Source organism: Burkholderia sp. AU17457 (assembly GCF_002223255.1).
GTDB lineage: Bacteria > Pseudomonadota > Gammaproteobacteria > Burkholderiales > Burkholderiaceae > Burkholderia > Burkholderia sola.
On sequence record NZ_NKFB01000004.1, the window covers coordinates 869,259 to 883,752 of the forward strand.

The 14,494-nt window shown below is 67.5% G+C and carries 13 protein-coding genes; 3 read left to right on the top strand and 10 right to left on the bottom strand.

The features are described 5' to 3' along the window. Window positions 1-386: 386 nt before the first annotated feature. The 10 genes from CFB49_RS16440 to CFB49_RS16485 form a co-directional block, all read right to left on the bottom strand. The gene (locus CFB49_RS16440) at window positions 387-1,532 is read right to left on the bottom strand and encodes a TraB/GumN family protein (RefSeq protein WP_069620991.1); all 1,146 of its coding nucleotides are present in this window, start codon (window positions 1,530-1,532) and stop codon (window positions 387-389) included. Continuing rightward, a complete protein-coding gene (locus CFB49_RS16445) occupies window positions 1,525-2,541 on the bottom strand; it encodes a peptide ABC transporter ATP-binding protein (protein WP_089491768.1) in 1,017 nt (338 codons plus the stop codon). Before CFB49_RS16445 ends, CFB49_RS16440 begins: the two co-directional genes overlap by 8 nt. Next, the gene (locus tag CFB49_RS16450; RefSeq protein WP_089491769.1) at window positions 2,538-3,584 is read right to left on the bottom strand and encodes an ABC transporter ATP-binding protein; all 1,047 of its coding nucleotides are present in this window, start codon (window positions 3,582-3,584) and stop codon (window positions 2,538-2,540) included. Before CFB49_RS16450 ends, CFB49_RS16445 begins: the two co-directional genes overlap by 4 nt. A 1-nt stretch (window position 3,585) precedes the next feature. Next, window positions 3,586-4,503, bottom strand: coding sequence for an ABC transporter permease subunit (locus tag CFB49_RS16455; RefSeq protein WP_069620988.1), 918 nt, complete (start codon window positions 4,501-4,503; stop codon window positions 3,586-3,588). A gap of 4 nt (window positions 4,504-4,507) precedes the next feature. Further along, a complete protein-coding gene (locus CFB49_RS16460) occupies window positions 4,508-5,518 on the bottom strand; it encodes an ABC transporter permease subunit (RefSeq protein WP_069620987.1) in 1,011 nt (336 codons plus the stop codon). A 118-nt stretch (window positions 5,519-5,636) separates the two neighbouring features. Continuing rightward, entirely contained in the window at window positions 5,637-7,265 is a 1,629-nt protein-coding gene (locus tag CFB49_RS16465) for an ABC transporter substrate-binding protein (protein WP_069620986.1), read from the bottom strand. 320 nt (window positions 7,266-7,585) lie between these two features. Next, window positions 7,586-8,893: an MFS transporter gene (locus CFB49_RS16470; protein ID WP_089491770.1), complete on the bottom strand. Its 1,308-nt coding sequence runs from the start codon at window positions 8,891-8,893 to the stop codon at window positions 7,586-7,588. A 190-nt stretch (window positions 8,894-9,083) separates the two neighbouring features. After that, complete coding sequence (locus CFB49_RS16475; RefSeq protein ID WP_021163765.1) at window positions 9,084-9,395, bottom strand: high-potential iron-sulfur protein; 312 nt, start codon at window positions 9,393-9,395, stop codon at window positions 9,084-9,086. Window positions 9,396-9,552: 157 nt separating this feature from the next. Then, entirely contained in the window at window positions 9,553-10,662 is a 1,110-nt protein-coding gene (locus tag CFB49_RS16480; RefSeq protein WP_089435751.1) for an NAD(P)/FAD-dependent oxidoreductase, read from the bottom strand. A 169-nt stretch (window positions 10,663-10,831) separates the two neighbouring features. Next, window positions 10,832-11,812, bottom strand: coding sequence for an AAA family ATPase (locus CFB49_RS16485; RefSeq protein WP_069620983.1), 981 nt, complete (start codon window positions 11,810-11,812; stop codon window positions 10,832-10,834). A 252-nt stretch (window positions 11,813-12,064) separates the two neighbouring features. Here CFB49_RS16485 and CFB49_RS16490 point away from each other — a divergent pair, with 252 nt between their 5' ends. The 3 genes from CFB49_RS16490 (at window position 12,065) to CFB49_RS16500 (ending at window position 14,249) form a co-directional block, all read left to right on the top strand. Beyond that, window positions 12,065-12,793: a nitroreductase gene (locus CFB49_RS16490; protein ID WP_089491851.1), complete on the top strand. Its 729-nt coding sequence runs from the start codon at window positions 12,065-12,067 to the stop codon at window positions 12,791-12,793. A 146-nt stretch (window positions 12,794-12,939) separates the two neighbouring features. Then, complete coding sequence (locus CFB49_RS16495) at window positions 12,940-13,428, top strand: hypothetical protein (protein WP_069620982.1); 489 nt, start codon at window positions 12,940-12,942, stop codon at window positions 13,426-13,428. Between the two features lie 5 nt (window positions 13,429-13,433). Next, window positions 13,434-14,249, top strand: a complete 816-nt coding sequence (locus CFB49_RS16500) for an endonuclease/exonuclease/phosphatase family protein (RefSeq protein ID WP_089435863.1) — start codon at window positions 13,434-13,436, stop codon at window positions 14,247-14,249. Window positions 14,250-14,494 lie beyond the last annotated feature (245 nt).

Consider the following 14,494-nt stretch of genomic DNA (forward strand, 5'->3'; position numbering starts at 1 on the left):
TCCGCCGCCGCCCGATCACTGCCTTCCCCGGTCAGACGACGGAACGTCGCTTATGTGCAAGTCGACCTGCATGCATGTGTTGTTCGACGATGATTGGCCCCGCCGTGCATGCAGACTCTCCGCGGCCGGCACGTGCTTCACGTGCCGGCGACGCTCACCCCGCGCTTTATTTCTGCTACCCCGTAGAACTTATCTATTCTTTTCATTTTTTCAACTTGTGGGATGAAGAATAGATATCGGCCGATCGGGATGTCAATCGTTTTAAACGCTATTTTCCGACGATTCGAGGGTTTTCCTTATCGAACGACGCCCGCGCGCAAGCGCTTCGCGCGGGGCACGCGACGTCGATCAAACAGGGGAAGATCGGTGCGGGCAGCCGGGCGCGATCAGTTCGCGTCGACCCGGTATCCTTGCTGGCGCAACAATTCGAGCACGCCGCGCGAGCCGCCCAGATGCAGCGCGCCGATCGCGACGAACAGCGGCCGGTTCGGCGCGGCGATTGCCGTCATCCGTGCAACGAAGCGCCGGTTGCGCTCGTACACGATCTTGTTGTCGAGCGACGCCGACAACGCCTTCGAACGCGCGAGCCGCTCGCTCTTCGCGACGGCCCACGCGGCGATCGCATCGGCGTCGCCAATTCGCCACAGCCGGTGCAGCGCCTTGATGTCGTCGGCGTTCTGCGCGGGCGTCTGCACCATGTCCTGCGCGAGCATCTCGCGCTGCTCGGCGAGCGTCAGCCCGGTGAATGCGCGCATCTGTTCGGCGAGCGTCTCGAGCCCGATCACGCGGCCGCCCTTGCGCTTCAGGAACACGTTCTGCAGTTGCGCCTCGGTGCCGTATTCGGTCTGCAGGCCGGCCGACAGCGAATCGTAGGTCTCGACGACGAGCGCCGCGAGCCACGGCCGCATCTTGCGGATCTCGGCGAGCGCGGCCGGATTGCCGCGCAGGCGCGCCGCGAGCCGCTGCCACAGCGGCTCGGGCAGCAGGCGCTGCAGGCACGGGTAGCGGCACACGCCGTACTTCGACACGTCGTCCTGCGATTCGAGCAGATCGTCGGGCGACAGCTCGAGCGCGAGCGTCGGCGACGCGGCGAGCGCCGCGAGGATCTGCGGCCGGAACGGCTGCGCGCTCGGGTAATCGGACGGGTCGCCCGTGTGCAGCGTGCCGAGCACGTAGAGCGTGACCTTGCCCCGGGTCGCGACGTAGAACGGCATGCGCGCCGGCTGCACGCGCACGGTGCCGCGCGACACCGTGCCATCGGACACGGCCGGCGCATGGAAGCCCGGCAGGCTCATGCCGGACGGCCGCGCCTGCGACGGATGAATCGGCGAGGTCGCCGGCGCGCGCCCTTCGGCGCGCGCCGGTTCGACGGGGACCACGACGCTGGCCGCCACGCACGCGCCGGCCAGCGCCGCGCCCGTGACGGTACGTACGCTCCAGCGCCGCGCGCAGCGGTACGCGCGCATCGCGCGCGCGCCGCCGGCTCCCGCACGGCGCACTCCGGACGCGCGCGCCGCCAACGCTTCAGGCATTCTCCTCCCCGACCTCCTCGGCGCGGTGGCAGGCCACGCGCCGGCCGTCGACTTCGCGCAATGGCGGCTCCTCGACGCGGCACCGCTCGATCGCGTACGGGCAGCGCTGATGGAACGCGCAGCCCGACGGCGGATTGAGCGGCGACGGCAACTCGCCCTGCAGCTTGATCTGCACGCGGCGATCTTCCTCGAAGATCGCCGGCGTCGCCGACATCAGCGCCCGCGTGTACGGATGGCGCGGCCGGGCGTAGATCGTCGCCTTGTCGCCGAGTTCGGCGACGCTGCCGAAGTACATCACCATCACGTCGTCCGCGACGTGCTCGACCACCGACAGGTTGTGCGAGATGAACACGTAGCTCGTCTTGAACTGCTCCTGCAGATCCATGAACAGGTTCAGGATCTGCGCCTGGATCGACACGTCGAGCGCGGACACCGGCTCGTCGGCGACGACGATGCGCGGATCGAGGATCATCGCGCGCGCGATCGCGACCCGCTGGCGCTGGCCGCCCGAGAACATGTGCGGATAGCGCTTCGCATGCTCGGGGCGCAGGCCAACCGTGCGCATGATCTGCGCGATGCGCGCGGCGCGCTCGGCGGCCGTCAGGTTCGCGTTGATCTCGAGCGGCTCGGCGAGCGTCTGCTCGACGGTCTTGCGCGGGTTCAGCGACGCGAACGGGTTCTGGAACACCATCTGCACGCGGCGGCGCAGGTCGGCGACCGTCTCGCGGTTCGCGCCGGCGACGTTCTTGCCGTCGATCACGAGGCTGCCCGCGGTGGGCGTCTCGATCATCGTCAGCTGGCGCGCGAGCGTCGACTTCCCGCAGCCCGACTCGCCGACGACGGCGAGCGTCTTGCCGCGCTTCAGCGAGAACGACACGCCGTTCAGCGCCTTCACCGTGCCCTGCCCGAACATCCCGCGTTTCACCGAATAGTGTTTCGCGAGGCCGTCGGCCACCAGTACCGCTTCCTCGTCGTGCGACGTGGCACGGACTTCTTGATTTGCATTCATCGTGAACTCCTGTCGACCGGAGTTTGCGCTTTAGCGCTTACTCCGGTCCCATGCAAAGCCGTCAGGTCGAGGTTGGAAACATTGAGCGGCTTGATGCAGCGCGCGCGCATCGCATCGTTGCCCGACACCAGCGCGTCGAGCGCCGGCCGCGCCTTGCGGCAGTCGTCGACGACGTACTTGCAGCGCGGCGCGAACAGGCACCCGGACGGGCGATCATCGCGGCCCGGCACCATGCCCGGCAATGCGGCAAGGCGACGCGCCCCCTGATTGTGCTCGGGAATCGCCGCGAGCAGCGCTTCGGTGTACGGATGATGCGGCGCGCGGAAGATGTCGGGCACGTGGTTGGTCTCGATGATCTCGCCCGCGTACATCACCGCGACGCGATGCGCGACCTCCGACACCACGGCCAGATCGTGCGAGATCAGCACGAGCGCCATCCCGCGTTCCTTCTGCAGCTTCACGAGCAGATCCATGATCTGCGCCTGGATCGTCACGTCGAGCGCGGTGGTCGGCTCGTCGGCGATCAGCAGCTTCGGGTTGCACGCGACGGCCATCGCGATCATCACGCGCTGGTTCATCCCGCCCGACATCTGGTGCGGGAACGACGCGATGCGGTTCTTCGCATCGGGAATGCCGACCTGGTCGAGCAGTTCGAGCGCGCGCCGGTGCAGCGCGTCGCCGCGCAGCCCTTCGTGCAGCTTCAGCACTTCCTTGATCTGGTAACCGACGGTGTAGCTCGGGTTCAGGCTCGTCAGCGCGTCCTGGAACACCATCGCGATGTCCTTGCCGACGATCTTGCGGCGCGCCTTCGGCGACGCCTTCAGCAGGTCGACGCCGTTGAACGTGACCTCGTCGGCCGTCACCTTGCCGGGCGCGTCGATCAGGCCCATCAGCGCCATCATCGTCACGCTCTTGCCCGAGCCCGATTCGCCGACGACGCCCACCACCTCGCCCGGCGCGACCGACAGGTTGATCCGGTCGACCGCGGGCAGGCCGTTGAAGTTCACCGCGAGATTGCGGATGGTCAGTAGGTTCTCGCTCATGTCATGCCATCCGCTTCAGTTTGGGATCGAGCGCGTCGCGCAGCCCGTCGCCGAGCAGGTTGATCGCGAGCACCGAAATCAGGATCGACAGGCCGGGCATCGTCACGATCCACCATGCGTTGTCGATGTAGTCGCGCGCGGAAGCGAGCATCGCGCCCCACTCGGCGGTCGGCGGTTGCACGCCGAGGCCGAGGAAGCCGAGCGCGGCCGCGTCGAGGATCGCCGACGAGAAGCCGAGCGTCGCCTGCACGATCAGCGGCGCCGTGCAGTTCGGCAACACCTGCGAGAACATCAGGCGCAGCGTGCCGGCGCCGGCCACGCGCGACGCGGTCACGTATTCCTTCTGCAGCTCGCCGAGCGCCGATGCGCGCGTGAGACGCACGTAGGCCGGCAGCGCGACGATCGCGATCGCGAACATCGTGTTGGTGAGGCCCGGGCCGATGATCGCGACGACCGCGACCGCGAGCAGCAGCGACGGCAGCGCGAGCAGCACGTCCATGATGCGCATCACCGGCGTGTCCGCCCACTTCTGGAAGAACGCGGCGACGAGCCCGAGCACGATGCCGGGGATCAGCGCGAGCACGACCGACACGAAGCCGATCCAGAACGACATCCGCGCGCCGAACATCAGCCGCGAAAGGATGTCGCGGCCCGCTTCGTCGGTGCCGAGGACGAATTGCCAGTTGCCGCCGGCGAGCCACGCGGGCGGAATCTTCACGTAGTCGCGGTATTGCTCGACCGGGCTGTGCGGCGCGATCAGCGGCGCGAGCAGCGCGACTGCGATCAGCACGATCACGACGATGCCCGCGCCGACGGCGCCGCGGTTGCGCGAGAAGTTGGCCCAGAACTCGCGTAGCGCAAGCGCACGGCCGCCGGCCGGCGCGGATTCGGTCGGCAGGGTATTTTGCAGATTGCTCATGGAATTACCTCGTGTGGCGGATGCGCGGATTCAGCACGCCGTACAGCAGGTCGACGACCAGGTTCACGACGATCACGAGCGTCGCGATCAACAGGATGCCGCCCTGGACGACCGGATAGTCGCGGCGGCCGATCGCATCGATCAGCCACTTGCCGACGCCGGGCCACGAAAAGAGCGTCTCGGTCAGCACGGCGCCAGCAAGCAGCGTGCCGATCTGCAGGCCGATCACGGTGACGACCGGGATCAGCGCATTGCGCAGCGCATGCACGACGACCACGCGCACGGGCGACAGCCCTTTCGCGCGGGCGGTGCGGATGTAGTCCTCGCGCAGCACCTCGAGCATCGACGAGCGCGTCATCCGCGCGATCACCGCGAGCGGGATCGTGCCGAGCACGATCGCGGGCAGGATCAGGTGGCTCACCGCCGACTTGAACGAGCCTTCATCCGGCGCGAGCAGCGCGTCGATCAGCATGAAGCCGGTCGGGTGCGGGAAATCGTATTCGACCGCGATGCGCCCCGACACGGGCGTCCAGCCCAGATACGACGAGAACACCATGATGAGGATCAGCCCCCACCAGAAGATCGGCATCGAATAGCCGGTGAGCGCGGTGCCCATCACGCCGTGATCGACGACCGAGCCGCGCCGCAGCGCGGCGATCACGCCGGCCGGCAGCCCGACCACGAGCGCGAACACGAGCGCGCACAGCGACAGTTCGACGGTCGCCGGGAAGCGCGCGAAGAACTCGCCCGCGACGCTCGTGTTGGTGATGATCGACATGCCGAGGTCGCCATGCAGCGCCCGGCCGATGTAGTGGATGTACTGCAGGGGCAGCGGCTGGTCGAGCCCGAGGCGTTTCATCGCCTCCGCGTGCATCGCGGGATCGACGCCGCGCTCGCCCATCATCACTTCGATGGGGTCGCCCGGTATCAGGTGAATCAGCGCAAACGCCAGGATGGTGATGCCGATGAAAGTCGGGATCACCATCCCCACGCGGCGCAACACGAATCTGAACATGATGCGTCTCGTATTTTCTTGTGGGAAATGTGCGACCGGCGACGAAGGGCTTTTGGCCCCTCGCCGCCGGATGATTTCAAGCCGGTTTTCTCAATGACGACAGCTTACGCCAGCCCGGTTACTTCACGCTGACACCGTCGAAACGCGCATAGCCGAGCGGTTCGATCCGCATGTCGACCACGTTCTTGCGCACCGGCTGGTAGACGGTCGAGTTCGCGATCGGCGAGAACGGCAGCTGTTGCGCGAAGATCTGCTGCGCCTGCGTGTAGAGCTTCGTGCGCGCGTCCTGGCCCGTCGTCGTGCGGCCCTTCTGGACCAGCTCGTCGAACGGCTTGTAGCACCAGTGCGAGAAGTTGTTGCCCTTGATCGCCTCGCAGCCGAGCAGCGTGCCGAGCCAGTTGTCGGGGTCGCCGTTGTCGCCCGTCCAGCCGATCAGCATCGTGTCCTGCTCGCCCGAGTGCGCGCGCTTGATGTACTCGCCCCATTCATACGTGACGATCTTCGCCTTCACGCCGATCTTCGCCCAGTCGGCCTGGATCATCTCGGCCATCAGGCGCGCGTTCGGGTTGTACGCGCGCTGCACGGGCATCGCCCACAGCGTGATCTCGAAACCGTTCGGGAAGCCTGCCTTCGCGAGCAGCGCCTTCGCCTTCGCGGTGTCGTAGGCCGGCAGCTTCAGGTTCTTGTCGTACGACCATTGGGTCGGCGGCATCGGCGCGTTCGCGGCCTGGCCGGCGCCCTGGTAGACGGATTCCAGGATCGCCTTCTTGTTGATCGCCATGTCGAGCGCCTGACGCACTTCGAGCTTGTCGACCGGCTTGTGCTCGACGTTGTACGCGAGGTAGCCGAGGTTGAAGCCGGCCTGCGACGGCATGTCGACGTTCGAATCGGCCTTCAGCGTCGCGATGTCGGCCGGGCGCGGATAGCTCATCACCTGGCATTCGTTGCGCTTGATCTTCTGCACGCGCACGCCCGGATCCGGCGTGATCGAGAAGATCAGCTTCGACAGCTTCACTTCGCCCTTCTTCCAGTAATCAGGATTGCCGTCGAAGCGGATCGTCGCATCCTTCGTGTAGCTGCGGAAGATGAACGGGCCCGTGCCGACCGGCTTCTGGTTGATGTCGGCGGCCTTGCCGGCCTTCATCAGCTGGTCGCCGTATTCGGCCGACAGGATCGACGCGAATTCCATCGCCATGTTCTGGATGAACGGCGCGTTCGGCTCGGCCAGCGTGAACTTCACGGTGTACGGATCGACCTTCTCGATCTTCGTGATCAGCTTGTCGAGGCCCATGTCGGTGAAGTACGGGAACGACACCGGGTACGCCTTGCGGAACGCATTGTTCGGGTCGAGCATGCGCTGGAACGAGAACAGCACGTCGTCCGCGTTGAATTCACGCGTCGGCTTGAAGAAGTCGGTCGTGTGGAACTTCACGCCGTGGCGCAGGTGGAACGTGTACACCTTGCCGTCGGACGACACGTCCCACTTCTCGGCGAGGCCGGGCTCGACCTTCGTGCCGCCGCGCTCGAATTCGACGAGGCGGTTGTAGACGGTGAACGTGGCGGCGGTGAAATCGACGCCGGTCGTAAATTGCGCGGAATCGAAACCCGCCGGGCTGCCTTCTGAGCAGTAGACGAGCGTTTTGTTCGGGATCTGTGCGAATGCAGAGCCCGCGACGCCGAGCGATGCCGCTGCCACGCCTGCCATGGCGGTAACACGCAGGGTGTGCAACAGACGGTTGTATTCCATGTTTCCTCCAGGTCTCCAGATCGGAACCGGTCCCGCCAGGGTCCGGCGTACGCGGATATTACTTGAGCTAACGATGCGGCAACAAGCTGGAGAAAAAACTCTTCTAGATGCCCGCCGGGTTTTTGCCGATTTTTAGTGGGGGTAAAAAATGCGACAACGCGCGCGAGCGACAATTTCGTGCATTTCGCGCATGTTTCGTTCGACGACTAAACAATTCGGGTGCGAACACGAACGGGGCGCCGCACCGTTTCCCCGCGTTGCGCAGCACATCATTGCGTTTTGCGAAACGATTCGATGATCGTCTTCAAATCGTCATGCCGTCACGCCGGCGCGTCGAGGTCGGCGTTGCGCGCGGGCACGAACGCGACCGCGACGATCGACAGCGCGATTCCCGCCATCACGTAGTAGGTCGGCGCGAGCGGCGTGCCGGTCACCTTGATCAGCCACGTGACGATGAACTGGCCGAAGCCGCCGAACAGCATCACCGCGACGTTGTACGCGATCGACAGCCCGGTCGAGCGCACGTTGGCCGGGAACAGCTCGGCGATCATCGCGCCGAACGGCCCGTAGTAGCCCGCGAGCGTCACCGACAGCACGGCCTGCACCGCAATCAGCCGCCCGATGCTCGGCGCCGCGTCGAGCCACGCGAACAGCGGATACATCAGCGCGAGCGTCAGCGCGAGCGACCACAGCGACAGCCCCTTGCGGCCGATGCGATCCGACCACGCGCCCGCGACCGGCGACAGCACCATCAGCAGCAGGTTGCCGACGATCACCGCGTAGAACGATTCCGCATAGGGCAGCTTCAGCTGCTTCACCGCAAAGGTCGGCAGATAGCTGATCAGCACGTAGATCGTCACGGTGAGCGCGATCACCGAGCCGAGCCCGCACAGCACCTCGCGCGGATGGCGCGTGAACACTTCGCCGAGCGTCGCGCGGCGCGCGCTCTGCTGCGCATGCAGGAATGCTTCGGAATCCGCGAGATGACGGCGGATGTAGAAGCCGATCGGGCCGATCACGAGCCCGAGGACGAACGGCACGCGCCAGCCCCAGCTGCGCAGCGCGTCGTGCGACAGCCCGCGCGTGACGGCCGCGCCGACGAGCGCGCCGATCAGCAGTGCGCCCGCCTGGCTCGCCATCTGCCAGCTGCCATAGAAACCGCGTTTCGAGAATGGCGCCGCTTCGATCAGCAGCGCCGTCGCGCTGCCGAATTCGCCGCCCGCGGAGAAGCCCTGCAGCAGGCGGCCGAGCACGATCAGCAGCGGGCCGCCGATGCCGATCGCCGCATAGGGCGGCGCGATCGCGAGCAGGAAGATGCCGGCCGTCATCAGCAGGATCACGAGCGACAGCGCGGCCTTGCGGCCCGCACGGTCCGCGTACAGCCCGAACACGATCCCGCCGATCGGGCGCATGAAGAACGCGACGCCGAACGTCGCGGTGGTCAGCAGCAGCGACGAGTATTCGCTGGAGGTGGGAAAGAACAGCTCGGCGATCACGACCGTCATGAAGCCGAACACCGTGAAGTCGTACCACTCGAGCGCATTGCCGATCACGGCGGCCACGACGGCGCGCCGGTTCAGCGCGCGCTCGGGCCGGGCCGTTTTCGTTGAATTCGCAATCGTCGCCATGCGTGCCTCGTCCTCGTGGATTCGCCGTATCGGGCGGTTCGGCGCGCGGGGTACCGCGGCGCGCTGGTGTGCAGCGAGTGTAGAAAGCGACGGAACCGTTTTCAAGCATAAAAAAACGCCCGCCATCGAACGACAGCGAGCGTGTTGCGGTTTTCGCCGCATTGCGGCATCGCACGATGCCGCACGGGCCTCAACCCATCTTCGAGAAAGCGCTGCACCAGCCCTTCGCCGACACCTGCTTGCCGGGGAACGCGCCGCACGGGCCCGAAGCCGAGCCCTTCTTGCCCTGGTACAGCATGCAGGCCGCGCAATCCTGGCCCGCTGCGTATTTCGGGTACTTCGTCTTGTCGACCTTCGTGGCATCGGCCTTGTAGCCGAGCGCCACCGCGGTCGGATCGGTTTCCGACAGCATCGGCGCATCGGCCAGCGCTTCGCGCGACAGCGCCAGCGCGGAGACCGCGCCAATGCTCGTAATCAGGAAACTCCGACGGGATGTTTTCATGGGGGACTCGCTCCAACGTTATCGGTTTGAAAGCCGTTCTGGCGACGGCGTCCAACAGAATAACGCTCAAGCGAATAAATGTGCGCGCCGAAATGCCGGAGATAAGGGATTTCACACGGGTTCCATCCGGCCGGCCCGCACGGCGGCGGGCCGTGCGTCACGCGCGCGACACCATGTCGCCCACCCGCTGCGCGAGCGCGAGCGACGCGGTGAGCCCCGGTGACTCGATGCCGAACAGGTTCACGAGCCCGCGCACGCCGTGCTGCGCGGCGCCCTGCACGATGAAGTCGGCCGGCGGCTCGCCGGGCCCCGCGACCTTCGGCCGGATGCCCGCGTACGCCGGCTGCAGCGCGTCGTCGGGGAGGCCCGGCCAGAATGCGCGGATCGACGCATAGAACGCGCCCGCGCGCGCCGGATCGACTTCGTAGCGCAGTGCATCGCACCACTCGACGTCCGGGCCGAAGCGTGCCTGCCCGCCGAGATCGAACGTCAGGTGCACGCCGAGCCCCGCACGATCGGGCATCGGGTAGATCAGGTGCGAGAACGGCGCACGGCCCGACAGACTGAAATAATTGCCGCGCGCGAGATAGAGCGGCGGCACCCAGCGCGGATCGAGGCCGCGCGTGCGGTGCGCGAGCGCCTGCGCGCCGAGCCCCGCGCTGTTGATCACGCACGACGCGTCGATCTCGGTCGGCGCGGCGCCGCCGGTGCGCACGATGAAGCGCCCGCCGCGCAGCACGTCGATCGACTCGACCGGAGATTGCAGCGCGCACACGGCGCCGTCGCGTTCGGCATCGCCGAGTAGCGCGAGCATCAGCTGGTGGCTGTCGACGATGCCGGTCGACGGCGAGAACAGCGCCTCCACGCATTCGAGTGCGGGCTCGAGCGTCTGCGCCTCGGCGCGCGTGAGCGGCAGCAAGTCGAGCACGCCGTTTTCGGCCGCGCGCGCGCCGATCGCCTTCAACTGCTTCACTTGCGCGGCGCTCGTCGCGACCAGCAGCTTGCCGGTGCGCCGGTGCGGCACGTGATGCGTGTCGCAGAATTCGTACAGCAGGTCGCGCCCGTGCACGCACGACGTCGCCTTCAGCGACCCGCGCGGATAGTAGAGCCCCGCGTGAATCACCTCGCTGTTGCGCGAACTCGTGCCCGTGCCGATCGCGTCGGCCGCCTCGAGCACGATCGTTTCACGCCCGCGCGCGGCCAGCTCGCGCGCAATCGCCAGACCGACGACACCCGCGCCGATCACGACACAATCCGTCTGCTCCATGGCTTTTCGCGCTGCCCGCGCGTCGAAGGGAGAGAGAAGAATTGTACGTCCCGGTTCGCCCGCTTGCCGAACGCGTGCGCATCGTGTCGCGACGGTGCGAACAACGATGCGGCCGGGCGCGCAACGAACACCCCGCGCGCGCGCCGCAGCCGGACCGCGCGAGGCGGCGTCAGAAGCCGATCGGCCGGCGCTTCGCCGCGCCTTCGTCGGCGCGGATGTCGGCCGGCCCGATCGCGTCGCGGCCGTCGAGCCGCGCGGCGCCGAACGCGTGCAGCAGCGCGCGGCGCATCGTGCGCGGCGGCGTCGCGGCCAGCACGTCGAGCGCATCGTCGCCGAGCGTCTCGGGGAAACGCCGCCCCCACGCGTGCGACGTGCGGATCTCGTCGTAGATCGTCTGCGCGATGCGGCGCGCGCCGGCCGCGTCGGGCGCCGCGATCTCGTACACGTTCATCCGGTTGAGCAGCGGCTCCGGAATCGCCTGCGCGTCGTTCGCGGTCGCGATCCAGATCACGTTGCCCGCGTTGATCGGCACTTCCGCGAATTCGTCGACGAACGCGCGCGCGGTGTCGTGCTCGAGCAACGCATACAGCGCGCCGAGCGGATCGTATTGCGCATCGCTGCCGGCCTTGTCGATCTCGTCGACCGCGATCACCGGGTTCGCGTAGCTGCCGTTCACGAGCGCGTCGAACACCTTGCCGGGCTTCGCGTTCTTCCATTGCGACGACGCGCCCGACAGGATCCAGCCGGCCGTCAGCGAACTCATCGGCACGTAGTGGTACGCGGTGCCGAGCAACTGCGCGAGCGCCTTCGCGAAATGCGTCTTGCCGATCCCGGGCGGCCCGAGCAGCAGGATCGGCATCAGTTCGAGCCGATCCTCCGTTTCGAGACACAGTGCGATCTGCTTGCGCACGTCGTCGAGCGGCTCGCCGAAATTCGGCAACGCTTCGCCGAGCGCGTCGAACGACGGCATCCGGTTCGGCTTCACGCAGAAGCGCAGATTCCCCGTCTTGAGCATCCGCTCGTAGGTCGAGCGCAGTGCGTCGCTCGCGCTCTCGTTCAGGTCGCTCAGCGCCGTCTCGACCTGCTCGAGGTCGTACACCGTGCTGAAGGACGCCACCGCCAGTTCCTGTTTCACCATCGCCGTCGTCATACCCACCTCGCTGCACTTGCCGTCATACACTCATCAGACCCTTACGATTTCAGTGTAACGATCCCGCATCGCCGTGCAAGCAAGCAGCCGGGGGAGTCTGCTGCTAACAGCGCGCGCACGCTGCACGGCCGGGCGCCGCGGCGTATGATCGAACGTTCACGACGCTCGCGGCGGGCTCGCCGATCGCGCCCGCGCGCCGCTCGCGCGCCGCCCCGCACTTCGCCTGACGCCTCGCCGCCCGAAGGTATGCCGATGCCCGTTCCCCCCGCTTCGCCGCGCGTCGATTCCGACGCGATCCGTTCCGTCGATGCCGTCGACGCCGCGCTCAAGTCGCGTCGCGCGGTCCGCGCGTTCCTGCCGACGCCGGTGCCGCGCGACACGATCGAGGCGATCCTCGAAGCCGCGAGCCGCGCGCCGTCCGGCACCAACATCCAGCCGTGGCGCGTGTACGTCGCGACGGGCGCCACGCGCGACGCGCTCGCCGCCGCGCTCACCGCGGCCTACGACGATCCGGCGCGCGACGAGAAATACGTCGCCGAATACGACTACTACCCGCGCGAATGGGTGTCGCCGTATATCGACCGGCGCCGCAAGGTCGGCTGGGACCTGTACGGCCTGTTGAACATCCGCCGCGACGAGAAGGCGCGCATGCACGCGCAGCACGCGCGCAATTTCCGTTTCTTCGATGCGCCGGTCGCGCTGTTCTTCACGCTGGACCGGGTCATGACGCACGGCGCATGGCTCGACTGCGGGATGTTCCTGCAAGGCGTGATGACGGCCGCGCGCGCCCGCGGCCTCGATACGTGCCCGCAGGCCGCATTCGTGCCGTTTCACCGGATCGTCGCCGAACATCTCGACATCCCCGCCAACGAGCTGCTCGTCTGCGGGATGTCGCTCGGCCATGCGGATCCCGACGCGATCGAGAACCGCCTCGTCACCGAGCGCGCGAGCGTCGCCGAGTTCACGCGTTTTTTCGCTTGAAAACGCATGACGCGGCCCTACCTGTCGAGCAGGACCGCATCGTGCTGCGAACCTGTCGCGGCACGTCCCGTCACATCGCGACCGAAATCGATCGGGCGTAAGATGGGCGTCCGTTCCCCGCTATCCCGCGTTTCCGGAGACGTTTCATGCTGAAACACGGCCTGGCCGTCCTGCTTGCGAGCGTCGTGCTCGCCGCCCATGCGCAGAGCCCCGCGCCGGCCGTCGTCGCATGGGAAATCCAGGTGGTGCGCGACGGTCAGACGATCGACACGTTCCAGCAAAACACCACCGTGGGCCAGTCCCGCACCGATACCCATCGCTATCCGTCGTCCGTGCCGGTCGGCTGCGGCACTGCCGCGCGCGTCGTGCCGACCGAGCGCGCGCGCTCGGTGACGGTCGCGCCGCTCGCCGTCGACGCCGGCGCGAATACCGTGTCGCTCGGGCTCGACGTGCAGGAAACGCTCGACGACGAAAACGCGACGCGCGGCGATCCGTGCGTGCCGGCGTCACCGCGGCAAATCGTCGCGAGCCACCCCGGCCTCGCGGTCGGCGGCGACGCGTGGACCGACTGGACGCTCGTCGAGCAGCATCCGCATCTCGTGTACCGCGTGCGCGCGCACGTCGCGAAGGATTGAACGTCATGTCCGCCGACGCCCTCTCCTTGCCGTTCGCCGAGCCGCACGCCGCGCCCGACGAAATCACCGCCGTCAGCTGGAACCTGCACAAAGGGCGCTCGCCGCTCGGCTTCACCGCGTGGAACGCGATGCGCGACTGGATGCAGTCGACCCACGCCGACGTGTATTTCCTGCAGGAAGCGATGGCGCGCCGCATGCCGCGCCCGATGCTCGCACCGGGCTTCGGCGCGCCAATGGACGACACGGTCGACGACGTGTGGCATTGCCAGGCCACCGAGATCGCGCAGGCGCTCGACTGGCAGATCGCGCTCGGGCCGAACGTGTTCAAGCCGTCGTGGCGGCACGGCAACGCGATCCTGTCGCCGCATCCGCTCGACCTCGGCGGCCGCTGGGACATCTCCGCGCACCGCTTCGAGCGGCGCGGGCTGCTGGTCGCGCGCGCGACGCTCGCCGGCGCGCGCCCGGTGACGCTGCTGTGCGCGCACCTCGCGCTCACGCGCGCCGCGCGGCTGCGCCAGATGCACTGGATCGCGCACTGGATCGAGCGCAACGCGGGCGACGACCCGTTGATGCTCGCCGGCGACTTCAACGACTGGCGCAACGATTCGGTCGCGCTGTTCGGCGAGATCGGGCTGTCCGAGGTCGCGACGCTGCTCGGCGAATCGGGCCGCACGTTCCCCGCGTTCTCGCCGGCGCTCGCGCTCGACAAGATGTTCGTGCGCGGCCTGACGCCGCTCGAATGGCGCGCGCCGTCCGGCGAAGCCGCGTGGCTGTCGGACCACCTGCCGTACATCGCGCGCCTGCGCCTCGATCCGCGGTAACGCGCGCCGCCGGCCGCGGCCCGGTCACGGGCCGCCGGAGCGCGCCGCATGGGCCGCGAATCACGCGGCCGACCACCGAAAGCATGTTGAAAGGATATGTTGCGCCAAATCCGCGCAGCCGCGGGGGTCAAGCCCGCGATCCGCGTCGACAGGGTAAAATAACGAGTTCCTCAAACGTCTGTCATCGAGAAGGCGCGTGTCCGACGCGCCAGCCGGCCGATCCGCGATCGGGCCGTCGCACTCGG

Excerpts from the sequence above, each read along its gene's own strand:
- CFB49_RS16495 (WP_069620982.1), top strand. The coding sequence starts at position 12,940 with ATGCTGAAACACGGCCTGGCCGTCCTGCTTGCGAGCGTCGTGCTCGCC.
- CFB49_RS16480 (WP_089435751.1), bottom strand. The coding sequence starts at position 10,662 with ATGGAGCAGACGGATTGTGTCGTGATCGGCGCGGGTGTCGTCGGTCTG.
- CFB49_RS16445 (WP_089491768.1), bottom strand. The coding sequence starts at position 2,541 with ATGAATGCAAATCAAGAAGTCCGTGCCACGTCGCACGACGAGGAAGCG.
- CFB49_RS16470 (WP_089491770.1), bottom strand. The coding sequence starts at position 8,893 with ATGGCGACGATTGCGAATTCAACGAAAACGGCCCGGCCCGAGCGCGCG.
- CFB49_RS16455 (WP_069620988.1), bottom strand. The coding sequence starts at position 4,503 with ATGAGCAATCTGCAAAATACCCTGCCGACCGAATCCGCGCCGGCCGGC.
- CFB49_RS16490 (WP_089491851.1), top strand. The coding sequence starts at position 12,065 with ATGCCCGTTCCCCCCGCTTCGCCGCGCGTCGATTCCGACGCGATCCGT.
- CFB49_RS16440 (WP_069620991.1), bottom strand. The coding sequence starts at position 1,532 with ATGCCTGAAGCGTTGGCGGCGCGCGCGTCCGGAGTGCGCCGTGCGGGA.
- CFB49_RS16460 (WP_069620987.1), bottom strand. The coding sequence starts at position 5,518 with ATGTTCAGATTCGTGTTGCGCCGCGTGGGGATGGTGATCCCGACTTTC.
- CFB49_RS16485 (WP_069620983.1), bottom strand. The coding sequence starts at position 11,812 with ATGACGACGGCGATGGTGAAACAGGAACTGGCGGTGGCGTCCTTCAGC.
- CFB49_RS16500 (WP_089435863.1), top strand. The coding sequence starts at position 13,434 with ATGTCCGCCGACGCCCTCTCCTTGCCGTTCGCCGAGCCGCACGCCGCG.
- CFB49_RS16475 (WP_021163765.1), bottom strand. The coding sequence starts at position 9,395 with ATGAAAACATCCCGTCGGAGTTTCCTGATTACGAGCATTGGCGCGGTC.
- CFB49_RS16450 (WP_089491769.1), bottom strand. The coding sequence starts at position 3,584 with ATGAGCGAGAACCTACTGACCATCCGCAATCTCGCGGTGAACTTCAAC.
- CFB49_RS16465 (WP_069620986.1), bottom strand. The coding sequence starts at position 7,265 with ATGGAATACAACCGTCTGTTGCACACCCTGCGTGTTACCGCCATGGCA.